The sequence below is a fragment of the Streptomyces sp. HUAS MG56 genome (genome assembly GCF_058673395.1).
The window spans coordinates 8,598,388-8,624,290 of record NZ_CM178722.1 but is presented as its reverse complement, the minus strand read 5'-3'; the positions used below and the strand labels follow the sequence as shown (position 1 = coordinate 8,624,290).

At 72.3% G+C, this 25,903-nt stretch carries 17 protein-coding genes; 5 read left to right on the top strand and 12 right to left on the bottom strand.

What is annotated here, in order from left to right; all coding sequences use genetic code 11:
- Window positions 1-29: 29 nt before the first annotated feature.
- Entirely contained in the window at window positions 30-974 is a 945-nt protein-coding gene (locus AC4OXY_RS39910; protein ID WP_491992163.1) for a hypothetical protein, read from the bottom strand.
- 163 nt (window positions 975-1,137) lie between these two features.
- On the opposite strand from AC4OXY_RS39910, the gene AC4OXY_RS39905 reads away from it, so the two are divergent.
- Window positions 1,138-1,485 (top strand): CU044_2847 family protein, encoded by a 348-nt coding sequence (locus AC4OXY_RS39905; RefSeq protein ID WP_356025610.1) that lies wholly within the window; start codon window positions 1,138-1,140, stop codon window positions 1,483-1,485.
- Window positions 1,486-1,491: 6 nt separating this feature from the next.
- On the top strand, window positions 1,492-6,114 hold the full coding sequence (locus AC4OXY_RS39900; RefSeq protein ID WP_491992162.1) for a tetratricopeptide repeat protein: 4,623 nt from the start codon (window positions 1,492-1,494) through the stop codon (window positions 6,112-6,114).
- A 21-nt stretch (window positions 6,115-6,135) separates the two neighbouring features.
- Here the strand turns inward: AC4OXY_RS39900 and AC4OXY_RS39895 are convergent, their stop codons facing one another.
- The gene (locus AC4OXY_RS39895) at window positions 6,136-9,483 is read right to left on the bottom strand and encodes a GH92 family glycosyl hydrolase (RefSeq protein ID WP_491992161.1); all 3,348 of its coding nucleotides are present in this window, start codon (window positions 9,481-9,483) and stop codon (window positions 6,136-6,138) included.
- A gap of 620 nt (window positions 9,484-10,103) precedes the next feature.
- Between AC4OXY_RS39895 and AC4OXY_RS39890 the strand changes: the two genes are divergently transcribed.
- The gene (locus AC4OXY_RS39890) at window positions 10,104-10,718 is read left to right on the top strand and encodes a hypothetical protein (RefSeq protein WP_491992160.1); all 615 of its coding nucleotides are present in this window, start codon (window positions 10,104-10,106) and stop codon (window positions 10,716-10,718) included.
- A gap of 436 nt (window positions 10,719-11,154) precedes the next feature.
- On the opposite strand, the gene AC4OXY_RS39885 is transcribed toward AC4OXY_RS39890, so the two are convergent.
- From AC4OXY_RS39885 to AC4OXY_RS39875, 3 genes are all read right to left on the bottom strand, one after another.
- On the bottom strand, window positions 11,155-13,650 hold the full coding sequence (locus AC4OXY_RS39885; RefSeq protein WP_491992159.1) for a SpoIIE family protein phosphatase: 2,496 nt from the start codon (window positions 13,648-13,650) through the stop codon (window positions 11,155-11,157).
- Window positions 13,651-13,760: 110 nt separating this feature from the next.
- Complete coding sequence (locus tag AC4OXY_RS39880; RefSeq protein WP_491994714.1) at window positions 13,761-15,014, bottom strand: PP2C family protein-serine/threonine phosphatase; 1,254 nt, start codon at window positions 15,012-15,014, stop codon at window positions 13,761-13,763.
- Between the two features lie 137 nt (window positions 15,015-15,151).
- Window positions 15,152-15,721 carry an ATP-binding protein gene (locus AC4OXY_RS39875; RefSeq protein ID WP_491992158.1) on the bottom strand — a complete coding sequence of 190 codons (570 nt, stop codon included), beginning with the start codon at window positions 15,719-15,721 and terminating at the stop codon, window positions 15,152-15,154.
- Between the two features lie 199 nt (window positions 15,722-15,920).
- Between AC4OXY_RS39875 and AC4OXY_RS39870 the strand changes: the two genes are divergently transcribed.
- Window positions 15,921-16,514: a TetR/AcrR family transcriptional regulator gene (locus AC4OXY_RS39870; RefSeq protein WP_362819761.1), complete on the top strand. Its 594-nt coding sequence runs from the start codon at window positions 15,921-15,923 to the stop codon at window positions 16,512-16,514.
- Window positions 16,515-16,614: 100 nt separating this feature from the next.
- Entirely contained in the window at window positions 16,615-17,127 is a 513-nt protein-coding gene (atpF, locus tag AC4OXY_RS39865) for a F0F1 ATP synthase subunit B (protein ID WP_491992157.1), read from the top strand.
- 17 nt (window positions 17,128-17,144) lie between these two features.
- On the opposite strand, the gene AC4OXY_RS39860 is transcribed toward atpF, so the two are convergent.
- The 7 genes from AC4OXY_RS39860 to AC4OXY_RS39830 all read right to left on the bottom strand — a co-directional run bounded on the left by AC4OXY_RS39860 (window position 17,145) and on the right by AC4OXY_RS39830 (window position 25,899).
- Window positions 17,145-18,503, bottom strand: a complete 1,359-nt coding sequence (locus tag AC4OXY_RS39860) for an MptA/MptB family glycosyltransferase (protein ID WP_376290551.1) — start codon at window positions 18,501-18,503, stop codon at window positions 17,145-17,147.
- Between the two features lie 374 nt (window positions 18,504-18,877).
- Entirely contained in the window at window positions 18,878-19,159 is a 282-nt protein-coding gene (locus tag AC4OXY_RS39855; RefSeq protein ID WP_376290548.1) for a hypothetical protein, read from the bottom strand.
- A 38-nt stretch (window positions 19,160-19,197) separates the two neighbouring features.
- Entirely contained in the window at window positions 19,198-20,664 is a 1,467-nt protein-coding gene (gene pntB / locus AC4OXY_RS39850; protein WP_356025634.1) for a Re/Si-specific NAD(P)(+) transhydrogenase subunit beta, read from the bottom strand.
- A 6-nt stretch (window positions 20,665-20,670) separates the two neighbouring features.
- Window positions 20,671-22,242, bottom strand: coding sequence for a Re/Si-specific NAD(P)(+) transhydrogenase subunit alpha (locus AC4OXY_RS39845; protein WP_376290546.1), 1,572 nt, complete (start codon window positions 22,240-22,242; stop codon window positions 20,671-20,673).
- Window positions 22,243-22,384: 142 nt separating this feature from the next.
- Complete coding sequence (locus AC4OXY_RS39840; protein WP_376290543.1) at window positions 22,385-23,800, bottom strand: protein kinase domain-containing protein; 1,416 nt, start codon at window positions 23,798-23,800, stop codon at window positions 22,385-22,387.
- A 109-nt stretch (window positions 23,801-23,909) separates the two neighbouring features.
- Entirely contained in the window at window positions 23,910-24,218 is a 309-nt protein-coding gene (locus AC4OXY_RS39835; protein WP_356025641.1) for an EthD family reductase, read from the bottom strand.
- A 25-nt stretch (window positions 24,219-24,243) separates the two neighbouring features.
- Window positions 24,244-25,899, bottom strand: coding sequence for an alpha-keto acid decarboxylase family protein (locus tag AC4OXY_RS39830; RefSeq protein WP_491992156.1), 1,656 nt, complete (start codon window positions 25,897-25,899; stop codon window positions 24,244-24,246).
- Window positions 25,900-25,903: the final 4 nt, after the last annotated feature.

Below are 25,903 nucleotides of genomic sequence, written 5' to 3'. Positions count from 1 at the left end.
GCCTGGCCTTTTCTTTCCGTTCCCCTCCCTTACTCCAGCGCGTCCCGCAGCACCCGGTCGATCGCGGCGAGGCGGCGCTCCACGTCACCGGCGTCGAGGAGCGCGCGCCCCAGGGCCGTACCGTTCTTGGTGAGCCGGTCGCCACGGGCCAGTGCCTCATCGTCGTCACCCCATGCGGACAGTGCCTGCGCCAGCTCCCGGTCCGCCTGGGCGTGGCGCCGCAACTGCGGTACGCGCTCGCCGAGTTCGGCGCGGACCGCGTCGAGGCGCCGGCGCAGTTCGTCCAGCTCGGCGGTGACCCGGGCCAGCTCCCGCTCCTCCTCGGCGAGCCGCTCGCCGGTCTCCTCGGCCTGGCGCAGCGCCTCGCGGGTCCGTGGCGCCAGCGCGTCCAGCCGGTCCTCGCCGAGCCGGACCAACGCGCCGCAGTCCGCGGCCAGGGTCTGTTCGGCGGAGGTGTCCCGGGAGCGCAGCAGCGTCAGCCGTTCGTCCACCACCTGCTGCTGTCCGCTGAGCGCGTCCAGCGTGTCCACCAGGCGTTCGAGGCGGCGCAGCTCCGCGATCCGCTCCCGCAACTCCCCGTGCTCCGCGAGGCGCCGACGCAGTTCCTCCTCGGTGGTGGCGAGCCGCTCCAGGGCCGCACGGTCGTCGCGCAGCCGGCCGTGGAGCGCGGTGAGCTCGGCGAGCCGCTCGTCCAGCTGCTCCGCCGGCCGCCGGCCGGGCCGGGCGGCCGCCACGAGGCGGGGCGCCTGCTCGGCCAGCGCCGGGAACTCCTCCAGCGCGTCGAACAGGCCGAACAGCCCCTCCAGCGCGGCGACGCCGTCCCCGTCCCGCGCCTGTGCGAGTTCCTGCGCGGCCCACCGGAGCGAGGCACCGAGCGCCGACAGGGCCGCCGCGGCTCCGGCACCGTCCGCGAGCGCCCCGCGCAGATCCCGGCGGGCCCGCTCGCCCGGGGTCGTGTCGTCCGCAGCCGCCATCCGCACCCCCGGTTCCCCGTCACACCGCCGACCGGGGCAGCGTAGCGCCGAAGCCCCCGAATTCGCCTGTGAGGCAACCCCGTTCGGATCTAGACTGCCCAGGCAGCGGCCGGGCCTCGTCCGGGGGACGAGAGCGACGAGAGCGACGAGGGTGGGGGAACCCGTGACTGAGCTTGTGCGCTTCCAGGGGCCGGAAGGCTCCGAACTCGTCGTCGAAGTCGCCGACGACACTCCTGGTCTGGAGCTGATCTCGCGCCGCGAGGACGGCATCGTCGAGGCCACGCGGCGGATCCGGGAGTCGCTGGAGTCCACGCTGCCCACCCTGCGGTCGGTGGTGGACACCGCGCGTGCCCTCGCCCCGCAGGAGATGGAGATCGACTTCGGTATGAAGTTCACCGCGGAGGCCGGTGTCGTCGTCGCCAGGACCGCCGCGGAGGGGCACTTCGCCGTACGGCTGCGCTGGACGCGGCCGGACGGTGCGCCCGAGCGGCCGGCCGGCTCCGGGAACTGACGAGCCGTGACCCTCGGCCGGGAACAGCCGCCCTGGCTCGTCAGCATCCGGCACTCGGCCGCCGACGGACCGGCACACGGCGTCGGCGTGCTGTGCGGACCGCGCCACATCCTCACCTGCGCCCATGTGATCGGCCCCGCCGGGGACAGGCCCGGCGCCGCGGTGTACGTCCGCTTCCAGCACGTGCGGCACGCCGAAGCGCTGCGGGCGACCGTGCTGCCGGACGGCTGGCACCCGGTCACCGAGGCCCGCACGGGGGACGTGGCCGTCCTCGAACTCTCGGGCGACCCACCGCCCGGCGCCCGCCCCGCACCCCTGTGCACCACGGCGGCCGGCATCTGGCACCACCGCTTCCGCGCCTACGGCTACCCGAAAAAGCACGCGCGCGGCGGTGTCCCGGTGCGCGGCGAGATCGTGGACCACGCGGGCGACGAGTGGCTGCTGCTCGAACCGCGTGCGGGCTGGGCGCCGGAACCCGGCTTCTCGGGCGCACCGGTGTGGGACGAGGACGGCGACGGAGTGATCGGCATCCTCAACGCCCGGGAGCGCGGCGGCGACTCCGGCACCCGCGGCGCCGGTCCGAGCGGCACCGCGTACGCGATCAAGACCGAGGCGCTGCTGCGCTACTGGCCTCCCCTGGCGGCGCAGGTCCGGGAGCAGGCCGCCGGCGAGCTGCGGGCCCGCCTGGAATCACGGCTCGCGCTGCCCCTCACACGCGCCGGGGAGCTGCCGCCCGTCGCCGAGGTGGACCCGTACCACGTCGGCGTGAGCCCCTCCACCTACAGCGGGCTGCCGGCCGAGGACGGCCCCGCCGACACGTACGTCGCGCGCCCCGGGCCGGACGCGCTGCTGGAGGAGGCGCTGGACGGCGCGCTCGCGGCCGCGCCGGACGGCGCGCGGCTGCTGCTGCTCGTCGGCCCGTCGAAGTCCGGCAAGTCCCGGACCCTGTTCGAGCTGCTGCGCCGCCGGATGCCGCGGGCCCGGCTCCTGGTACCCGCCGCCGACCGGACCGCGCCCGGGGACCTGTCCCGGCTGCGGATGCCCGCCGGCCCCGACCGGGTGGTCCTCTGGCTGGACGAGCTGGACCACTATCTGCGGCCCGGCGGACTCGACGTCCAGGTCCTGGAACGGTTCGCACGGCAGGACCCGCCGGTCACCGTGGTCGCCTCCATGACGTCGGTACAGCGGCAGGCGCTCTTCGACCGGGCGGACGACCAGGGCCGCCTCGCGCGCAGCGTGCTGCGCCGGGCCCGCCAGGTGGAGCTGCCGCAGCGGCTCTCCGACGAGGAACTGGCGGAGGCCGCCCGCCACTACCCGGGCGAGGACTTCACCGCGCGGGGCATCGGGCAGGTCCTGGTGGCCGCGCCCGAGCTGGAGCGGCGGCTGACGGACGGCTTCGACAGCTGCCCGGCGGGCTGGGCGGTGACCCGGGCGGCGGCGGACCGGTGGCGGATGGGCCTGCGCGGGGCGGTGCCGGAGGCCGTCCTGTTCCGGCTGTTCCGCGGGTACCTGAACGACGCGCACCCGTCACTGGACGCCGACGAGGCGGCGTTCCGTACCGGCCTCGCCTGGGCGCGCGAACCCGTCGCCGGGCAGATCGCCCTGCTCCACCCCGACCGGCCCGTGGCCCCGGCGGACACCGGGGACGCCGCGCCGGGCGACGGGCGCGCACAGCGGATGTACACCGTCTTCCCCTACGTACCCGACTATCTGGACGCCAGGAGCGACGACCCCGGCGCGCGGGTGCCGGGCTTCGCCTGGCGGCTCGCCGTGAGCGGGGGCGCTTCCGGCGGCACCGGTGGCACCGGGGCCCCGGACCAGCCGGGCGGGCTGAGCGGCGAGCTGCTCACCATCGCCCTCACCGCCGGTGTGCGTGACGAGACGGAGGTGGCCGCGGCCGCACTGCGCCGGGTCCGGCAGATCGGCGGGGACTCGGACGACGCCGCCTGGGCGGCCCTGCTGCTCGGACAGCTCGAACTCTTCCGGGGCGATTTCGCGCAGGGGGCGGAGTGTCTGGAGGCGGCCCTCGACTCCGGCGTCCCGGACGTGGTGCCGCTGGCCCAGGTCGAACTGGGCGGGATGCTGGCGGCCAGTGACCGGGTGCGGGCCGGCGAGCTGCTCCAGGCGGCGATGGGCTGTCACAACCGTCAACTGTCCCTGCTCGCCGAGGTGTTCTTCAGCGGGCTGCTGATCCTTCAGGGGGAGCACGACCGGGCGCTGTCGCTCCTGGAGGACGTGCTGGCCGCGGGGGACGACGAGGTGGCCGGCCTGGCACAGGCCCGGCTCGGCGGGCTGCTCGCCGACGAGGGTGTTCCCGCCTCCCTGGACGGTGCCGGGAAGCAGGGCCCGGCAGGCGGCGGGACCGAACTGCTGCGGGCCCGCGCGGCCCGCACCGGCGACCTGCCCGGCCCGGACCGGGGCCCCTGGACACTCCCCCGCACCGTGGACGCCGCCGTGACCGCGCCGATCGCGGAGCTGGCCCGGACGAACATGAGCTGGGTCCTGGTCAACCAGGGCAAGCTGGCGCGGGCCGAGGAGCTCCTGCGGGAGGTGATGGCCGGCGCTCACCCGCTGGCCGCGCCCCTCGCCTGCGCCAACCTCGGGGACCTCCTCGTGGCGTGCAACCGGTGGGGCGAGGCGCGTCCGTTGCTCGAAAGCGTGCTGGACGCCCCGGCCCCGCTGGCCTGGCCGCTGGCCCGGCTCGCGCTCGGGTGGCTCCTGGTGAGCGGGGACGAGGAGCAGGAGCGGGGCGCCGAACTGCTGCGCGAGGTGGTGCGGTCGGGCCACCCGGCCCTGGCGCCCCGCGCCGCCCACACCCTGGGCGCCTGGCACATCGCGGGCGGGCGGGCGGAGCGTGCCGAGTACCGGCTGGGCCAGGCCGTGGCATCCGGCCACCCGGACTGGACGCCGACCGCCGAACTCTCCCTGGCCGGACTGGCCGTACGGCAGGGCGACCCGGACCGGGCGGAACGGCTGCTCGCCTCGGTCGCCGCCGGGCCCTGGCCGAACGCCCCGCTCGCCCTGGACCACCTGGGCGATCTGCTGGCCGGCCAGGAGCGGTACGAGGAGGCGGAGGCCGCCTACCGACGGGCCATCGACTCCGGCCACCAGCACTGGTCCCAGCTCGCCCGGATCGACCTTGCGGTCATGCTGGCGGTGACGACCGACCCGGACGATCCGCGGAACGTGGCCGCGTTCACCGCGCTGCTCGCCGAGGCCGTCGCCTCCGGACACCCCGGACACGGCCCGCGCGCCGCGGAGTTGCTCGGCGAACTGCTCACCGTGCTGGAGCGGTACGACGAGGCCGAGGCCGCCTACCGGCAGGCCATCGGCTTCGGCCATGAGCAGTGGTCCCACCTCGCCCGGATCCGCCTCGCGCTCATGTTGTCGGACCTCGCCGACCCGGACGACCCGCAGGGGTTCGCGCCGGTGGCGGACCTGCTCGTCGAGGCCATGCAGGCGTCCCTTCCCGTGCTCGCCACCTGGGCGCAGTCGCTGCTCGGCCAGGTCCGGATCGTCTCGGGCGACCGGTCGCAGGGACTGCGGCTGCTGAGCGACGCCGTGGCCGCGGACGTGCCCCGGGCGTCCGACGCGGCCCGGCTCTTCCTCGCCCTGTCCCACCTCGGCGACGGCGGGGATCCGGCCGAGGCGCAGGCCGCGGAACTCCTGGAGGACGTCCTGCGCGGGGAGCCCTCGGACGTCACCGAGGTGGCGCGGGCGACCCTGGGCACCCTGCGTCTTCGCCAGGGCGATCACGCGGCGGCCCGGCGGCTCCTGGCCGACCCGGCCGCGTCCGACGACCCGGAGGCGGTGGCCGAGAGCTACCTCGACCGGGGTGAGTACCTCCTCGACGCCGGGGAGGTCGAGATGGCCGCCGAGCTGCTCGAAGCCGCCGTGGAGTCGGGTGCCCCGGACAGCGCGCCCCGGGCCTGTCTGCTGCTCGGCGTGACGCGGCTGGCCGAGCGCAGACTGGACGAGGCCCGGGACCGTCTCACCCGGGCGGTGGCCTCGGGCGACCCCGCCGTGGAACCGCAGGCCCGGCGGTATCTGGGCAGTACGCTCGCCCAGCTCGGCCGGCCCGAGGAGGCCGAGGAGACCCTGCTCCCGCTGGCGGCCGCGGCGGACAGCCCCGAGCGCCCGCAGGCCCTGCTGCTGCTCGCCCGGCTCGCCGTCGTCACCGGGCGGCAGGACGAGGCGGCCGACCGCTTCGAGCAGGTGCTGTCCGCCGGCGACCCGGAGGCGGAGGCCGAGGCGCGCACCGCGTACGCCCCGCTGCTGCGGGACACGGGCCGCTGGGACCGGCTCGCGGAGATCCTCTCGGCGCCCGCGGACACCCGCCCCGCCCCGGAGAGCGAGCCCGCACGGGACGCCCTGCCCGGCGGGACCGCCGCCCCCGCACCGCAGCCGTCCGCCTCCCGACCCGGCGAACCCGTCCTGACCGCACCGGTGTTGGTCCTCCTCGGCGATGTCGCCTCCGGCGAGGAGCAGTGGCGAGAGGCCCGCTACTGGTACCGCCGCGCCCTGGACGCCCCCGACGGCGACCGCGCCCACGACCGCGCGCGTGCGGCCCTCGGGACCCGGCCGGGCCGGCTCCCGGGCTCGCACCCGGGAACCGGCCCGCCGTCGTGAGCGCCCGTGTCCCTGGTCCGCCTACTGGCCGAAGCCGTAGGCGAACAGGTGGTCGGTGCCCGTCGATCCCGTCACCGGCAGCGTGATCGACGCGACCTTCCTGGACGGGTCCAGCGGGACCTTCGTGGCGAAGACGTACGTCCCGACGTTGTCCCGGCCGCCGCTGCCGGTGTTCCGGTAGGCCGTCGTCACGGCGGTCGTGTCGCTCGCGAGCGGCTTGGTGGACCCGCCGTTGAGCGTCCAGTCCGAGAAGCCGACCGTCGCCTTCGCGGTGGTGCCGTCGGTGTAGGTGACGGTCACCGTGCCGGAGACCCCGCTGCCGTCGGTCGGCGCGTTGGTCGCGGTGCCGAGCAGGCCCAGTGACGCGCCCGACGTGCCGGCCGGCATGAGGATGCGCTGGCCGGCCATCTCCAGGTTGTCGAGCTGACCGGAGGTCACGGTGGGCCAGGTGTAGGTGATGCCGTCGACCGTGAGAGGGGAGCCGCTGGTGACGCCGGCCGCCGACAGCGCGTTCTGCGAGAACGCCCAGCCGCCGTCGTCAAAGCCTCCCGAGAAGTGGGCGCCGTCGGGGTAGACGCCCTCGTTGGTGTCGTACGGCCACAGGGCACCGGCCTTGGCCACGGCCACCCGGAGGGTCGCCCCGCTCAGTGCCGCGCCGGTGCCGTGGTCGGTCAGCGCGAAGGCGACCGGGAACGTCCCCTCGCTCGCGCCCGCGGCCACGTGGACCTTCGCCTCGGCGCTGCCCGAGGCGGGCACCGTCAGCGAGCCGGACGCCGTGTCCAGCGTGACGCCGGAGGGCGCCGTCGCCTTCCAGTCGACCGTGACGGCCGCGGCGCCGAGGTTGGTCAGGTCGAGCGTGCCGTCACCGGACGTGCCCGGCTGGAGCACCAGGCCGTCGCTGGAGGGACCGGTCGCGGCCAGCACCCGGCCGCCGCCCGTGGTGTCCGACGGCGGTGCCGCCGACGGGTCGGACGCCCAGGAGGTGTCGGGCTGGGTGCCGAGCGTGAAGTCGATCGTGCCCGCGCCCTTGAACTGCTGGTACGTCAGCCAGGAGGTCTTCCACTCCTTGCCCCTGACGTCGAGGGCGTGCACGTACGGCGCCTGGGGAGCGGCCTGCGGCGCGTTGATCCGCACCGTCTTCCCGCCGGCGAAGGTCACCTGCGCCACCGGGAACACCGGGCTGCCGAGCGCCAGGGTGTCCGTGCCCGGGGTCTCCGGGTACATGCCGAGCTCGGACCACACGTACCAGGAGCTCATCGCGCCGAGGTCGTCGTTGCCGAACGAGCCGACCGGAGCGTTGAAGTACAGCTTCTGCTGGGCCTCGCGGACGGCTGCCTGGGTCTTCCACGGCTGCCCCGTGTAGTCGTACTCCCAGGGGATCTCCACGCTGGGCTCGTTGCTCAGGTCGGCGTTGGTGTTGCCGGGGGCGGTGATGTTGTCGAGGAGGCCGTCCAGGTACGACGAGTACGCCTGGTCGCCGCCGCGTGCCTGGATGAGCTGGCGCAGGTTGAACGGGACCATCGGCGTGTACTGGGCGGACGTCCCCTCCACGAAGCCGTTGGAGGTGCCGGGGGTGAAACCGCCCGCGAACCGGCCGTCCTTGTCCTTCGCCTGCATGTAGCCGGTCTGCGGGTTGAAGACGTTCATCCAGTCCTGGGCGCGGGTGGCGAACTTCTCGTAGACGGCCGTCCTGCCCAGCGACTTCGCGAAGGAGGCGAGGGCGAAGTCGGCGGAGTCGTACTCCAGCTGGGTGGAGACCGGGCCGTAGAAGTTGCAGCAGCCGAAGTCGTTCTCGTCCAGCGGGAGATAGCCCTTCGCGTCCCGCACCGACTCGCCGGGGCGGTCGTTGTTGGGGACGGTGGCCTCGTGCTGGAGGGCGGCGAGCGCCTTGTCCGTGTCGAAGCCCGTCGCGCCGAAGGCGTGCGCGTCGGCGATGATGCCGGCGGCCGGGTCCCCGACCATCACGTAGCTCTCGCCGTTGTTCGAGGCCCACTTGGGCAGCAGCCCCGTCTGGTCATAGCCGTTGAGCATCGAGGTGACGACGTCACCGGCGACCTTGGGCTCGACCATCGCCATCAGCTGGGTCTGGGAGCGGTAGGTGTCCCAGCCGGAGTAGTTGGCGTACTGCGCCTGCTGCCCCGTGGCCAGCTTGTGGACCTGGTCGTCCATCCCCATGTACCGGCCGTTGTCGTCGGAGAGGACGTTCGGGTGCAGCAGCGCGTGGTAGAGCGCCGTGTAGAACTGCACCTGCTGGTCCGCGGAGCCGCCGCCGATCCGCACCTTGCCCAGTACGGCGTTCCAGGCGTCGTGGTTGGCCTGCTCGACGGCGTGGAGGTTCCACTGCCTGATCTCGGTGGCGAGGTTGTCCGCCGCGCCCGCGTCACTCGTGTACGAGACGCCGACCTTCGCGCTCACCGACGGGTCGGCGGAGGTGTCGAAGGTCAGGTACATGCCGTTCGCCCCCGTCGTGGGGGGCTGGGCGGCCTTGCCCGCGCCGGACGCGCGGGGTGCGGCGCCGCCGCTCGCGGCCGGGGAGGGCGCGGCGGAGGCCTTGCCGCCGCTCCCGTGGACCGTCGGGGCCGGCTTCGCGGGGACGGTGAAGTGCTTCTCCTTCAGCGGGGCCGACCGGGGAGCCTTCAGGTTCTGCTGTGCCCTGCCCGCCGTCAGCGACGTCGCGCCGGGGTTGACCGTGCCGCCGATCCAGGTGCCGCTCGCGGTGAACGGCCGGTCGAACATGACGTCGAAGTGCAGGGTGTACCGGTTGTTCGCGCCGCAGAAGTGACCGCTGTCGATCGCGCCCCTGATCTCCTTGTCGTTGACCACCTGGACGCGGGTTCCGTCCACCTGCGTGGCGCCGCCGCTGAGCTTGAACAGCAGGTTCGCCTGCGCACCCGCGGGGAAGGTGAAGGTGCCCAGGCCGGCGCGGGTGGTGTCGGTCAGCTCGGTCCTGACCCCGCTCGCGTCGGTGACCTTGTAGGAGCCGGTGCCTGCCTGCTCGTCGTGGTGGCTGAAGCCGACGGAGGCGTTGCCGAGGTCGCCCGGCAGCGCGCCGGTCACCGGCAGGACGGGCAGGTCGCCCGCGACGGGGCAGCCGGGTCCCGAGACATGGGTGAGGCTGAAGCCGGAGATCTTGTTGTCGTTGTACTCGTAGCCGCCGCCGTCGGCGCGGTCGGGCGTCGTGTCCGGCCCCCACTGCACCATGCCGGCCGGCATGTCGGGGCCGGGGAAGGTGTCCACCGCACCGGAGGTGCCGATGAGGGGGTTGACGAGGGACGCGGGGTCCTTCACGAGGGCCGGTGTCGCGCTCGCGGCATACGCGCTCCCGGTCGCCGGAAGGGGGAGGGCGGCCAGGCCCAGGACCGCGACCACGGCCAGGCGTTGGCGGAATCTCTTTCGGTCACGTGGCGCGGCTGAACGTCGGGGTCTCACCATCGGTTGCCTCCGCAGCGGTTCGTGCTTCGCACATCAGGTGCAGGCGCGCCGAAGAAGGCCGGAGCGCCGACGACAGGCAGCGGTTCCGGCCGCGCCCCGCACGGCCTGACAACGTTGCCATGCACGAGTGTTGAGTGAAACGCGTGTGCTTGCGGCGTGTCAACGAGGCCAACAAGACTTTCTGCGCGCGAAGTTCACCGCCGGGCACGTCCGGTCGCGCCGTCGCGCGCCGGCCACGGCGAGCCGCCATGACGGCGCGTCCCACCGGCCGATGCGGGTGCCCGCTAACACGAACCACCTCACGGCGTTCACAGCGACACGCTGTCGGCGTGGGGTGAGCAGCCGTCAGAGATCATTCGGAAGGCCTAATCGTCATTCAATATGCCTTCTTTTTCGGTCACTTCACTTCCTGACCGAGCGACAGAAAGGGCCGCATATAACCCGATCGGCCTCCATCGCGAATTTCCCGAAATGCCCGATGTGACAGCCGTGAGTACGTTTGATCGCAGTCGGCTGACGAGCCGACGTCTCCGAGATATCCAGACAGGAGAAGCGACATGAAGCTCGCTCGTTCCACCATGGTCACCGCCGCTGCCGGAGCCGCCACGGCACTCGCCGTCACCGGCATCACCTACGCCTCGGCGGCCTCCGCCCCGGCGCCCCAGGCGGCCCCGGCGGCCGTCGCCCCCGCCGCGGAGGCGCCCTTCGGCGGCGACTCCGGGCAGGGCAAGAACAACAGCAACAACAGCAACAGCAACGAAGGCAAGGGCAACGAGGGCAAGGGCAACGAAGGCCGCCGCGAGGAAGGCCGGGGCCACGAGGAGCGCCACGAGGAGGGCCGCATTCTCATCAACGAGCGGTCCTACTCCGCCCGCCCCGGCGACTGCATCACCGTGATCAGCGGCCTGGGCGCCAAGACCCTCAACGTCCGCAACGACAGCCACAAGCGCGTGGAGGTCTTCCGCGGGGCCGTCTGCGACAACGGCGCCCCCATCGCCACCGTCGGCGCGTTCAGCACCAGCTTCGGCGTCGACGATCTCCACGTCAAGGACGGCGTCCACGTCAAGGACGGCATCGTGGCCAGCTTCCGTGTGGACTGCGACCACGAAGGCGGCCGGGGCGAAGGCGGCCGCGGTGAAGGCGGCTGGGGCGACGGCGGCTGGGACGACTGACCGGACAGCGGCAGCACAGGATGAGGCCCCGGCCCGCCGCAATCGGGCCGGGGACCCCGATCCCCACCATTGTCCGACAACCCGCACGCCCTCCCCGCACCACCGGGCCCGGACACCAGGCGTCACGCTCTGGTGCCCGGGCCCGCGCCCGCCCGCCAACAGCCCGACTCACCTGGGCATTTACACCCCAGTGCCCTCGCGCCTGCACATCCGGCCGTGCCCTCGCCACTCGATTCCCTCCCGGCGTTTCCCCCGCCCCGAACGAGTGAGAAGGGGCGCGGGTCCCGGCGATCTCGACGTTGGCCATGCCCCGCGCCATCAGCGTGAGGAACTCCGCCTCACGACGGGTGAGTCCGTGACGGCGGGCCGCCGGACACCGAGCGCCGCGGTCGAGTGGCGTCCCGCGGCCCCCATCGCGTACGTGCGGCCGATCCCCTCACCCGTCCCGCTCGGCGAGTTCGATCTCGGCCCAGATGGTCTTCCCGCCCTCATGGTGCCGGGTACCCCACCGCTGGGCGAGCTGGGCGACGAGCAGCAGACCGCGGCCGCCCTCGTCGTAGGTGCGGGCCCGGCGCAGGTGCGGGGCGGTGCCGCTGCCGTCGGAGACCTCACAGATCAGCGCCGTCCCGCGGATCAGCCGCAGTTGGACGGGCGGCTGGCCGTAGCGGATGGCGTTCGTGACGAGTTCGCTCACCACCAGCTCGGCGGTGAACGCCGCGTCGCGCAGGCGCCAGGCGTCCAGCCGGGCCAGCACCTGTGCGCGGGCGTCGGCCACCACCGCCGGATCGGAGGGCAGGTCCCAGGTGACGACCCGGTCGGCGTCGAGCGCCCGGGTCCGCGCGACGAGCAGGGCGACGTCGTCCCCGGGCCGCGCGGGCAGCAGCGTCCGGATCAGCTCGTCGCACACCGTCTCCAGCGGCCGGGCGGCGGACCGGCCGAGGCCCCGGCGCAGGAGCTCCAGACCCCGGCCCAGGTCGTGCCCGGCGCCCTGGACCAGGCCATCGGTGTACAGCGCGAGCAGGCTGCCCGGGGGCACGTCCCACTCGACGGTCTCGAAGGGCAGACCCCCCACCCCGAGCGGAGGGCCGGGCGGCACGTCGACGAAGCCCGCCGTGCCGTCCGGGGTGACGGCGACGGGCGGCGGATGGCCGGCGGAGGCGGCGGTGCAGCGGCTGGAGACCGGGTCGTGGACCACGTACAGGCAGGTGGCGATGAGACCGGTGGGGACGTCGAGATCGACCTCGTCGTACGCGGTGCACTCCTCGGTCGCCAGGTGGGTGACCAGGTCGTCGAGGTGGGTGAGCAGTTCGTCGGGGGGAAGGTCGACGTCGGCCAGGGTGTGCACCGCGGTCCGCAGCCGTCCCATGGTGGCCGACGCCCGCAGTCCGTGGCCCACCACGTCGCCGACGACCAGCGCGACCCGGGCGCCCGAGAGCGGGATCACGTCGAACCAGTCGCCGCCCAGCCCCGCCCGGGTGCGGGCCGGCAGGTAGCGATGAGCCGCCTCGACCGCTTCCTGGGCCGAGAACCGGCTCGGCAGGAGGCTGCGCTGCAGGGCCAGCGCGGTGCCGCGTTCGAGGGTGTACCGGCGGGCGTTGTCGATGGCCACGGCGGTGCGGGCGGCGATCTCCTCGGCCAGGAGCAGGTCGTCGTGCGAGAAGGGCTCCTCGCGCCGGTGCCGGACGAGGACCGCCACGCCGAGGGTGATGCCGCGGGCGCGCAGCGGCACGACCATGATCGAGTGGATCCCGAACCCGCGGACCACTTCGGCCCGGTCGGGATCGGCCCGCCCCCACTCCCTGATCGCCGCGTCCTCGCTGCGGTGCAGGGAGGGCGTGCCCGTGGCCAGGCAGCGCACGGGGGGTGCGGACTCGGGGTAGTCGTCCACGTCTCCCGGTGCCCGCACCGCCTCGGGCACCCCGGGCAGCGCGGACTGCTGCGCCACGCGCCGCAGCGGGACCGTGCCCGTTCCGGACGGCCTCGGCTCGACTCCGCGGCACAGCGAGTCGAGCAGGTCGACGGTGACGAAGTCGGCGAGCCGGCCCACCGTCACGTCGGCCATCTCCTGGGCCGTGCGCATCACGTCCAGGGTGCTGCCCACCTGCGCGCCGACGTCGTTCAGCAGCGCGAGCCGCTCCCGGGCCAGCTGCTGTTCGGTGACGTCGAGGGCGGAGACCTCCAGGTGCCGCACCTGCCCCGCCGGTGTGGTGAGCGGGGACACGGTGACGGACCAGACCTTCTCGGGTCCGTCCGGCCGGGCTCTGCCCCGGACGTGGAACTGCTCCGCCTCGCCCGTCGCGAGCACCCGGCCCATGCCGTCCTCGACCCGGTGGCAGAGGTGGGGCGGCAGGATGTCGGTGACGCGTCGGCCACGCATCCGCTCCTCGCTCAGTCCGAGTTCCCGTACGGCACCGGCGCTCGCCCGTACGGCCCGCAGCGCGGAGTCGTACAGGATCACGGGGAGCCGGCACTGGGTGAACGCCTCGTCGGCCGTCACCAGGTCCGGCGGTGAGTGCTCCGGTGACGTCACCACGAGGAGCCGCTGGGCGCGGCCCGTACGGTCGACCGACGGATAGGCCCGCACCCGCGCGGGCACCGGCCGGCCGTCCCGGTGCCGGAGCAGGGCCGTCGTGCCGGCCGGGCTCAGGTCCGGGAGGCCGTCGCCGCTGCCCGCGTCCGGGGCGATCAGACGGGTGACCGGGCTTCCGACGGCCTCCCCGCGGGGGTAGCCGAGCAGGCGCTCGGCGCCCGTGCTCCATCCCGTCACGATTCCTCGGTCGTCGACGACCGCCGTGGCCGGGTCCGCCGGATCGGGCCGTGCGGCACGGCTCCCGCCGAGGGGGGTGGCATCACCCATGCCGGTCACCGCCCGTTCCGCCCGCTCGGCCACCGTGGCCCCGGGCACCGTCGCGGAGGCCGAGGAGGCCGACACGACGGGACGCCCGTGGCGGCCGGTCCCGCCGCGTCGGCCTCCTGCCTCACCTCTACCGTTTCCATCGTTCTCCACTCGCCCGCGGGCGTCTCGCCGAGGACCTCCGAGGATCAGGGAGCCTCGCCCGTGGCGGCAGCGCGGGGGCGGGGCCCGGCTGCCGGCGGGCACCATTCGAAGAGCAGGATGGTCACGTCGTCCCGCAGTCGGTCGCGCTGGTAGTCGAGGACGGCGTGGATGAGCAGCCGCAGCACCTCGGCCGGGTGCTGGCCGGCGGCGTTGGAGCGGATGACGAAGTCGGTGAACCGGTCGAGGCCGAACTCCGCGCCGTTCGCGTCGCGCGCCTCCACGACACCGTCGGTGTAGAGCAGGACGCAGTCGCCCGGTTCCAGTACCGTCTCGTGGACCTGCCGGACGGCCGGGGCGAGCGGGCCGGCCAGGCCGATCGGCGGCTGTGGGGGGCGGTCCAGCGCCCCGGCGAGCACCCGCTCGGCACGGATCAGCAGCGGCGGAGGGTGCCCGCAGTTGACCCAGTGCAGCACCCCGGTCTCGGCGTCGAGCCGGCACAGCACGCCGGTGCAGAAGTGGTCGGGCAGCCAGCGGGCGAGCGCCTGGTCGACGGAGCCGACGACATCGGCCAGGTCACCACCGCCCCGGCGGGCGTTGCGCGCCGCCGCCATGGCGACCGACGTGCTCAGACCGGCGGTCAGATCGTGCCCCATGGAGTCGAGGATCATGGTGTGCAGCACGTTCTTGACCACCGAGTGGTCGAAGGCGTCTCCGGCGACGTCGTACGCCGGCTCCAGGACCGCGGTCGAGACACATCTGCGGCTGCCCACGGTGTGCGGGGGCAGGAAGGCCCGCAGCATCTCGGCGGGCAACCCCATCGGCACGGTGCGGGTGCGGGCGGCGAGCCAGTCGCTGTAGGCGCGCTTGGAGGTGACCAGCATCGCGAACAGATGGGACAGCATCCGGCAGCGGCGCATCCGGACCCGGTCGGGCGAGGCGGCCCGCACCGCCAGTACGCCCAGCCGCTCCGCGCCGTCGACCAGGGGCATCCAGACGATCACGCCGCCGTCGCCGCCCACGACCCGGGGGGAGACCGAACGGTAGGCCCAGCCGGCCGGCGAGCGGTCCACCGGCAGCGGCTGCAAGGCCTCGTCCAAGGGGACGAGCCGCCGTTGTTGCAGGTCGACGAGGTAGATCAGCGCGGTGTCCAGGCCGAGGGCCGAGGCGCACCGGTTCGCCAAGGCCGACAGTTCGAAGGGCAGGGCCGACTGCGCCTCGATGACCAGCCGCTCCAGCAGATCCTCGTCGACGGCGGTGGCGGGACCGGAGAACGCGTGCGGCGGATCCGGCACGGTCATCACCCCTTCCGCGCCCAGTCTCACACCGCTGCCGTCCTCGCACAGGTCAGGCAGCACGACCACCGCGGGCAGGAGCGGCGGCCAGGACGGTCAGCCGGTGTCCGCGCAGCCGAGCGACTGGCCGCCGAGCCGCATCATCACCGTGTCTCCGGCATGTCCGGGAACCGGTCCCCGCACCGCAGCTCGAACCAGACGCTCTTGCCGGTGGCCGTCCGCCTGCTGCCCCAGGCGTCCGCGAGCAGGTCGATCAGTTCCGTGCCGCGACCGCCCTCGGCGTCCGCATCGGCGACGCCGCGCACGGGGCCGCCGGACTCGGTGTCCTCGACCTCGCACAACAGTCTGCCCTGGCGCAGCCGGAGATTGAGCCTGAGCGGGCCCCGCGTATGGCGCAGGGCATTGGTGACCAGCTCGCTGACCAGCAGTTCCGCGGTGTCGGCGAGTTCGGTCACGGCCCAGTCGCCCAGCTGCGCGGTCACCAGCCGCCGGGCTCGGCCCGCGGAGGTGAGTTCCCGGCGCAAGGGCCAGGAGGCGTCCCAGGGGGTGGGGCGGCCGCGGGGCGCGTCCAGCGGCCGCAGCGGTGCCAGCGTGCGCGACCACATGGCCCACTGCCTGGCGAACCACGACGGTGCGGCACCGCGAGACGACCCGCTCTCCTGGTGACGGGCGAGGGGACGGCCGACGGGACGGCCGATGGCGTCGGTGGCCATGGCGATCAATCCTTCTGGGGCTGACGGTGAGCGGCCCACCGGGTGCGCGCCGGGCTCGTGCCGGACGCGTGTATGTAGCAACCGCTACATACAAATATAGACGTAATGACTGCTACGGTAAATAGCGCTCCAAAATTCTCAAAAGTAAGTAATCGGTCATCGGTCATCGGAAGCGTCCCTCACGCATCCAGGAGCCCCCATGCCTCGCCCACCCGACCCGGCCAAACGGCGCGCACTTCTCGACCGTGTCCGCGCCTACGTACTGCGCAACGGCGTCACGGATCTCTCCCTGCGTCCGCTGGCCCAGGCCCTGGGCACCAGCGACCGCATGCTCCTGTACTACTTCGGCACCAAGGAACGCATGATCGCCGAAGCGCTCGCCGTCTACGAACGCCGCCCCCTCCTCCGCGTCCGCACCGCGCTCGACACGACCGGCTCCCCCACGGACCCCGCAGGGCTGCGCCGTTTCATGGAGGAACTGTGGCGGCAGTTCGGCGAACCCGACGTACGCGCCACGCTCCCCCTCTTCCTGGAGGTCATGAGCGCCAGCGTGCTCCACCCGGACCGCTACGGACCCGTCATGCGAGACATCGTCACCGAGTGGACGGACCTGCTCACCTCGATCCTGCACGGCCTGGGCATGAACCAGGACCGGGCCCGGACCCAGGCCACCCTCCTCACCGACGCCGGCCTCGGCCTCCTGATCGCCCCCCTGGCGAACGGCCACTGGGCCCAGGCCGACACCGCCTTCCACGCCCTCCTCGACACCCTCGAACCCGGCTGGCACACCTGACCTGAGGGGACATCAGAAAGCTTTTGCCGCCGCCCAGTTGGGGGCAAACTCTTACCTTACGCACACCCATCACATGTCAATGTCTCTCTAAAATCTCGGCATGGACATCCTCATACCTCGGCTCGCCCCGTCACTGGTGTGCGTGCTGACCTTCGCCGTGATCTTCTTCTCTCTGTCCAAGATCCTTCTCCCCCGGATCGACGACGTGCTCGCCGAACGCCGGGACGCCATCGACGGTCAGCGGGAACAGGCCGGACGGGCGGCGATCGAGGCCGGTGAGGTCCTCGCCATGTACCGCGAGGAACTGGCGGACGCCCGGCACGAGGCGGCTCGCCTGCGTCAGGAGGCGTTGGAACAGGGCGCTCAACTGATCGCCGAGATGCGCGCCGAGGCACTGCGGGAACGCGAGGCGATGATCACCGAAGCTCAGGCCCGGCTCGCGGCCGACCGGGAGACCGCGAAGACGGAGTTGCACGGTGTCGTCGTGTCGTTGGCCACGGAGCTGGCCGGCCGGGTGGTCGGCGAGTCCCTCGACGGGGTCGTCCGTGAAAGCGGCGTCGTGGACCGCTTCTTCGCGGACCTCGACGACCGCAGCGCGGCACGTCTGCGGTAATCCCGCCGACTGCGCGGTCACCAGCCGTGACCGCCGCTGGTATGGAACAGGGCCAGGCCGGCCGTGACCACGATGAGGAGCTGCGAGAGGCGGACGGGGCAGAACAGCGCCGCCAGTGCGCAGGCAAGAGCCGCGTACCACGGCATGGACCATGGTGCCGCGATGATCCAGGCGAAGGAGAGCACGAAGGGGACAGTGACGACGACCGGGGCCTCCGCCGGTACGTGCCGGTGGAGTACGAGGGCCAGCCCGAGCATCAGCACGGGCCACAGAACGCTGACACTCGCCGCGGCCGCGGCCGGCCCGACGACAGCGGTCGCACCGTGTTGGAACACGCCCCACAACGACGGCATCGACACCATGTGCGAGGCTTTGGAGAGCGGGTCCAGGGCGTGCAGGCCGTACATGCCGTAGAGCACCGCCACCATCAGCGTGGCCGCTCCCACCACGCCGGCCGCCCGCAGCCAGGCGCCGCGTCGGAGCAGCAGCCAGATCACCCCGGCACCGAGCAGTGCGGCACTGACCTTGACGCCGCAGGCCAGGCCGACGAGGCCGCCGATGGTCAGGTCCCGGCGCCTGCCGCCGGTGCTGCGCGCCATGTGGACCACGCAGACCGCCAGGACGGCCACGAGGGTGTCCAGGTGCCCGCCCCCGACCAGCACCCCGATCAGCAACGGATTGGCGCTCCACAGGAGTGCGGCCCGTACCGGATCGTCGGCCGTCCGCATCAGCAGGAGGCCGACGCCGAGGAAGACGGCCGCGTTCGCGAGCATCAGCACCCATATGGTCAGCCACGGCTGGTTACCGCCCACGCACGCGGCAGCGGCCTGCCACCACGTGGCGACCGGCCCGTACACCGACGGGGAGTTCCGCCAGGCGTCGCCGACCAAATGCGCGTAGGCACCGCCCAGTTGGGCGGGGGTCGTCACATACGGATCACCGCCGAGAGCGGCGATACGACCGTAGGCGGCGTAACTCGCCGCGTCGGAGGAGCCGACCGGGGTGAGGTTCGCGAAGAGGAGCACGGCCAGCGCGCCCCCGCGGAACAGAGTTCGGGGATCGGGACTCCACCCTCGGCCGTGTGCGTGGAGCAGACCGAGCGTTCCTCCGCACGACAGCACGACGGCGGCGGCCATGGCCGCCTCGGAGAGTGTGCCGGGCATGGCGGGCAGCCGGAGCCAGGTGATCGGCGCCCTCAGCGTGTTCGGGTTGGGCGCGCTCGCACCGACCAGCGCGAACAGGAGGACGCCTGCCCCCGCCGCCCACAACGCGGCGCGCGGCCGCGGCCGGCCGTCTCCCGTCCGAGCCGTGTACCCGGCTGTCCTCCTGCCCAGGGCCAGAGGTCGCAGAGTCCATTCGTTGTTGTTGATCGTCAAGGTCGGCCTCTGGGTCGCACTCGGGTCATGGCTCTTTCACACACGGGTGATCGGGAACTGCGCCTCCCCCCACGGCAGCACATGTCTCGGCAGCTCAGCGACCGGTCCTCTCCGTCAGCTCGCGGCGGGGAGGTGCGACGACGATCCGGCAGACCGGACGTGCCGTCGTCGCCCATGGCCCCACCGCACCCACCGATACGGGCACCACGGCAGCTTTCCACATGGCCGGCCGCATCAGCTCGCACCCGCAGAGGTCTGTCGGCACGGTTGCACCCGTGGACGGGCGGGCTCTCGGCAGGCGCTGCCGGACGGCGACGCAGGGCTCGGCGACGGCACGCGCTCCACTCCGGGAATTCGGACGGATATTCACCGGATTACCCCGGATCGCGCATATCGCCCAGGTGACGTCCCCGGTGCACGCAGACCGCGTCGGTGAAGTAGATCAGCCATGGTGCGACTGTAACCACCCGGGCGAAGCCCCTACCGACCTGGCCTCGAAACCCGGCGCTCGCGAGCAGCGCCGCGATGAGGGCACCGAGACGGTCACCCGCACGCGCGGCGGGGACGAACGCCTCGCCGGCCGGGGTGAGGGGCCGCTCCCGGTCGGGCAGGGCTCCGTCCCGCGCGGAGGCGACGGGCTTCGGTCGTCGCCGCATCGTATGCAGCCCCCCCGCGGCCGGCGAAGGGGCCCGGCTCAGCGGCCGGCGGTCGTCGCCTGGCGTGCGGCTGACGTCGGCTCCTCGTGGCCGTCGGTGCCGAGCGCGGCCAGGATGTCCTCGACGCTCTGCCTGGCATCGCCGAAGAGCATGCCGCTGTTCTCGCGGAAGAAGAGCGGGTTCTGCACGCCCGCGTATCCGGAGGCCATGGAGCGCTTGAACACCACGACCTGCTCCGCCTCCCAGACCCGCAGCACCGGCATGCCCGCGATGGGGCTCGCCGGGTCCTCGGTCGCGGCCGGGTTGACGGTGTCGTTCGCGCCGATGACCAGCACGACCGAGGTACCGGCGAAGTCGTCGTTGATCTCGTCCATCTCCAGGACGATGTCGTAGGGGACCTTCGCCTCGGCCAGCAGGACGTTCATGTGCCCGGGCAGGCGCCCGGCGACGGGGTGGACGCCGAACCGGACCTCGACGCCCCGTGCGCGCAGCCGGCGCGTCAACTCCGCCACGGGGTGCTGGGCCTGGGCGACGGCCATGCCGTAGCCGGGGGTGATGATCACCGAGCGGGCGCGGGCCAGCATCCCGGCCGCCTCCGCCGCCCGCACCTCCCGGTGCTCGCCCTGCTCCTGCGCACGGCCGGACGGCGCCTCGATGCCGAATCCGCCCGCGATGACGGAGAGGAAGGAGCGGTTCATCGCCCGGCACATGATGTAGGACAGATAGGCACCGGAGGAGCCCACCAGCGCGCCCGTCACGATGAGCAGGTTGTTGTCGAGCAGGAAGCCGGCCGCGGCCGCCGCCCAGCCCGAGTAGCTGTTCAGCATGGAGACGACGACGGGCATGTCACCGCCGCCGATCGCGGCGACCAGGTGCCAGCCGAGCGCCAGCGCCAGCACGGTCACCGTGATCATCAGCGCCAGGTCCGGGCTGACGGTGAACCAGGCGGTCAGTGCGACGAAGGCGCCGAGCGCGCCGAGGTTCAGCGCATTCCTGCCCGGCAGCGTCAGCGGACGGGACGTGATGCGCGCCGAGAGCTTCAGGAACGCGACGATCGAGCCGGTGAAGGTGACCGCGCCGATGAAGACGCCGATGAACACCTCGGCGTGGTGGATGCCCAGCAGGTCGGCAGCGATCCGGGTCTGCGCCCTGCCGTGCGCTTCCACCTCCAGATAGCTGTTCCAGCCCACCAGCACCGCGGCGAGGCCGACGAAACTGTGCAGCACCGCGATCAGTTCGGGCATCTGCGTCATCTCGACACGCCGGGCCCGCCACAGGCCGACCGCCCCGCCGAGCGCCATAGCCACCACGATCAGGGTCACCGCGCCCGCAGTGATGCTCCGCGCCGCGAGCACGACCGTGGCGACCAGCGCGAGGACCATGCCGGCGATGCCGTAGACGACGCCGGCGCGGGAGGTGCGGTGCTGGGACAGGCCCGCCAGGCTCAGGACGAACAGCAGCGCGGCGACCAGGTCGGCGGCGTGGGACGCCGTCAGTGAAGTCATCTCGGCTCAGCCTTTCGAGAACATCGACAGCATGCGGCGGGTGACGGCGAAACCTCCGAAGATGTTCACGCTCGTCAGCAGGATCGCCACGAAGGCGAGCGCGGTGACGATCCGGTTCTCGTGCCCGATCTGCAGCAGGGCGCCGATCACGACGATCCCGGAGATCGCGTTGGTCACCGACATCAGCGGCGTGTGCAGCGCGTGGTGCACCTTGCCGATGACGTAGTAGCCGATCACGACCGCCAGGGCGAACACCGTGAAGTTTCCGGCCAGTTGGGCGGGGGCGAAGGCCACCAGCAGGAACAGGGAGAGCATGCCCAGCCCGATCAGGCCGTAGCGCCGAACGGGCGTCAGCCTCGGTCCCCTCGCTTCGGGTTCGCGCTCGGCGGGCACGGTCTGCGGCGACCCGGTCGGCGGGGCGGGTGCGGCCGAGACCGCCACGGGCGGCGGCGGCCAGGTGACGTCGCCGCCCCGCACCACGGTCACGGCCCGTTGTACGGCGTCGTCGAAGTCGATCGTCAGCCGCCCGTCCCCGCCGGGGGTGAGCAGCTTCAGGAGGTTCGCCAGGTTGGTGCCGAAGAGCTGCGAGGCCTGGGCGGGCAGCCGGGAGGCGAGGTCGGTGTAGCCGATGACGGTGACACCGTTGTCGGTGACGACCGCACGCCCGGGCACGGTGCCCTCGACGTTGCCGCCCTGGGCGGCGGCCATGTCGACGATGACGCTGCCCGGCTTCATGACCGCCACGTCCCCGGCCGTCAGCAGGACCGGCGCCGGCCGGCCCGGGATCAGCGCGGTGGTGATCACGATGTCCACGTCCCCGGCCTGCTCGTGGTAGAGCTCGGCGGCGGCGCGATCGTAGTCGGCGGAGGTCGCCCTGGCGTAGCCGTCGGTGCTCGCCTCCTGGACGACGTTCACCGGGAGGTACTCGCCGCCCAGCGACTTCACCTGGTCCGCGACCTCGGGCCGCGGGTCGGTGGCCCGCACGATCGCGCCGAGGCTGGAGGCGGCGCCGATCGCCGCGAGACCGGCCACGCCCGCACCGGCGACCAGCACCTTCGCCGGCGGCACCTTGCCCGCCGCGGTGACCTGGCCGGTGAAGAACCGGCCGAAGACGTGGGCGGCCTCGATCACCGCCCGGTACCCGGCGATGTTCGCCATCGACGACAGTACGTCCATCGTCTGGGCGCGTGAGATGCGCGGCACCGCGTCGAGCGCCAGCGCGGTCACCCCGGCATCCGCCAGTGCCCGCAGCAGTTCGGGCTGCTGTGCCGGGGCCAGCAGGGCGATCACGGTGGCGCCGCCGCGCAGCCGGGTGATCTCCGTGTCGGAGGGAGCGTTCACCTTCAGGACGACATCCGCGTCCCAGGCCTGGCCGATGGCGGCGCCGGCGTCGAGGTAGGCCTGGTCGCCGAAGCCGCTGGCCGCGCCGGCCCCGGACTCCACCACCACCTCGTAGCCCAGGCCCAGCAGGTGACGTACCGTCGACGGCGTCGCCGCGACCCGTGTCTCCCCGGACAGGGACTCGACCACGACGCCGACGCGCTGGGGCGGGTGTTGCGCAGGTTCTTGTGCAGACATGTCTCGTGTTCTCTCCCGGTAGGAGGGTCTGACGGGTATCCGCGGTCAAACGGGCGTCCACAGGACTCGTTCCGTGGACGCGGGCCGCAGGAAACCTACCCCCCGAACCGGGCCGGGCCGACGGACACGGCCCTGGTGTATTTCACTCGGCGGTGCCGCCGCCACGGCGCCGCACACGTACCGCGGTCTCCCAGGACAGGGCGGCGACGGACATCAGGGACAGCAGCAGGTAGAACACGAAGAGCTTGCGCAGGTCGTCGAGGACGTACCAGACCGACGCGGTGGCGCAGAACCAGAAGGCGACCAGTGAACCGGCGCCGCCCCCCTTGCGGCGTGCCGCGCTCACCAGGCAGCAGGCGGCGGTCAGCGCCAGCAGTGCGGCGATGCCGACGTACGAGTGGGCCCACCCGTCATTGGCGCGCCGCAGTTCCGAGTTCACCGCCACGGCCTCCGCCACGGGACCCCAGCCCACGACGCACGACAGACGTGCCGACCAGGGCAGGGCCACCAGCCCCAGCAGGCCGGCCGCGGAGGCGACCCAGCCGAAGTGGGCCGTTTCCACCACGTGGCCGCGTGCGCACAGCAGCGACAGCAGACACCCCGCCAGGGCCAGGACGCTGTCGGCCGTGAGGCGCGGCACGAACCTGCGGCCGGGCGTGGCGGGAGTGCCGGGGCGCGGCGCCGGCGGGAGGGGTGAGGGGGCCTGGGCCGTCGGCATGGCGGACCGGGCCAGGGCCTCGGCGAGAGCGGCACCCATCTGCCGTGCGTCAGCGAATCGTTCCTTCGGATCCTTGCGCAGAGCACGCCGGATCACCGCCTCCACCGCCGGCGGCACCTGCGGACGGAGCCGGGAGACCGGCTCGGGTTCGGCGAACAGATGCTGGTGCATGACGGCGAACGGCGATTCGCCGCGGAACGGCGGCTGCCCGGTCAGCAGTTCGTGCAGCAGGCACCCCATCGCGTACAGGTCGGCCCGGTGGTCGACCTCCGCCCCGTTGATCTGCTCGGGCGAGAGGTAGGCGGGGGTGCCGATAGCGGCGCCGCTGCCGGTGATGCGGGTGGCCGTCTCGGTGAAGGCTTTGGCGATGCCGAAGTCAAGGACCTTCACGGCGCCGGGGCCGGTGCGCATGATGTTCGAGGGCTTGATGTCCCTGTGCACGATGCCGTGTTCGTGGCTGTGCTGCAGCGCGTCCAGCACGGCGCATGCCGTCTCGATGGCCTCGGCGACGGGCAGCGGGCCGTCGCGCAGGGCCTCGGCGAGGGTCGTGCCCGGTACGTATTCCATCACCAGATAGGGCCGCGGGCCGTCGGCGTCGGGCTCCTCCCCTACGTCGTGGATGGTGGCCACTGCGGGGTGGTTCAGCGCGGCCGCCGCGTGTGCCTCGCGCCGGAAGCGGGCTCGTGACTGCGGATCGTGGGCCAGCGCCGAGGAGAGCAGCTTGACCGCGACAGTGCGGCGCAGCTGGCGGTCCACCCCTCGATGAACCGTTCCCATGCCGCCCTGCCCGAGCCTCTCGACCAGCTCGTACCGGTCACTGAGGACTGATTCCCGCCCCACGCACGCCTCCCCGCTCGTCACAAACCCGAGGAAGCTTACGACCCCCGCGACGCATCCCACGTGCCGACGAGGCACGTGGGATGCCCACCACGCCTCGGACGAAGCGAGGTCAGACGTCCTCGACATCGGTGAAGAGGAGGCGCACACCGCCGGTCGCCAGCTCGAAGGCCTTGGCGACGAACGCCGATGCCTCTCCGGTCGTCACGGCCCTGCTGGCCGCGGCGTAGTCGGTGAAGTACATGTCGAGTACGCGATAGGCCGGTGTCGCGCTGCCGTCCTCCTTCGGCCAGACCTTCGCGCTCTCGATCCGCTGGACTCCGGGGATCTTCTTCGCCAGCGCGATCTGCTCGTGGTGACCGGCCTCGAACTCCTCGGGGGATTTCGGGTTCTCGTAGATTGCGGTGATCTTCGTCGGCACTATTCCTGCTCCTTGTCCGTTACTGTTACTGGGTCTTCCATTTCGCATTCTCGGGGATCGATTTGTCGGGCACGTGGACCTGGATGATGGACGGGCTGTCCGAGTTCTTCAGGGCACCCGTCACGGCAGCCGTCAGCTCTCCGTACGTGCCGACTTCCCACCCTCGGCACCCGAACACCTCCGACAGCCGGCTGTAGTTCCACCGGTGCAGGACACACGGCTTGAAGAACGGCTTGTCGGCGTGGAAGACCGACGCATCGCCGAGCCACTGCTCCACGGCGTAGACGCCGTTGTCGATGACGAAGACGATCGGGTTGAGCCTGAAGCGAGTCTGCGTCGAGAGGCACTGGGCGGTCATCTGGAATCCGCCGTCACCCGAGAAGACCACGACTCTCTGGTCGGGCGCCTTCGCCAGGCAGATACCCGTCGCAGCCGCCGCGCCGTAACCGATCGACGAGTAGGACGACTGAGCGATGAACCCGCCCGGCCGTGGCACGTCGAGCAGCAGGCTCCCGAAGTAGTTCATGCTCGCGTCGGCGGCGACGATGGTCTTCCGGTCGATGTACTGCTGGATGAAGTTGTAGAACCCCTGGTACGTGATCACGTCGGACGAGCCCGTGGTCGGCGCGCCACGAGCGGGTTTCTCCGGGAGTTTCCGTGTTTTGGGCGCGACCTTTTGTGCCAGGATGCCGTCCATCAGGTGCTCCAGCGCGACCTGTCCGCCGAAGAAGGTCCCGAGCTTGACCGCGTCGAACGACGCGAACGCGGTCTTGTCGTAGTCCGGCTCCCAGCCGAGCGAGTTGATGTCCGTCAGCCACACGCCGAGGGCCAGCACGAAGTCGGACGTCGCGGCCAGATCCGTGACGGCCGTCGATGACGCCTGGCCGTCGAGCACGCCGGCGAACAGGGGATCGTCCTCGGAAAGGACGGCCTTGCTGAGGAGTTCCGTGACGAAGGGGACGTTCAGCTGCTGGATCAGACTCATGGCCTTGTCCTGAAGGCCGAGCCGGTCGATCTCCACACCGACCCAGACGAGCGGGTTCTCGGCGCTTTCGAGCCTGGCGCAGATCTGCGCCACCGACTGTTCCAGGCTGGTCTCGTCCGACAGGATCCTGGCCAGCTTCAGAACACCCCTCGGCGGCTCGCACGTCAAGTCGACCATGTCCTGGAGAAGCTCGATGTAGATCGGGCGCCGTTCGCTGATGCACCGGGTCAGCGCGTAATCTATCAACGTCGGTGCGACGTCCGGGTTCTCGATGCGTACGGCTGCGACCGTGATGTGCTCGAACGACTGAAGGTCCGTTTCACGTCCGCTGATGAAGTGATGCGCGCTGAAGCCGGTCTGCTCGAAGACGATGGTCTTCTTGATGCTCGGTGTGCCGTTGATCAGCACGAGCGGAACCTTCTCGACATAAGCGCCGGCGACGGCGTTCACGGCACACAGTGCGCCCGCGGAGTAGGTGACACAGAGCGCCCCGACGCCCTTCAGCCTCGCGTATCCGTCCGCCGCGTAACCGGCGTTCACCTCGTTGACTTCCTCGATGATCTCGATGCCGCTCGGCGCGACGTAGCGGTTCAGCCATTCGATCGAGTAGTCGCCCGCGATGGAAAAGAGGTGACCCAGCCCCAGTTGGCGGAGCCGGTCCACCAGGTACTGCCCTACGGTGCAGGTCTCGTTCATGGTC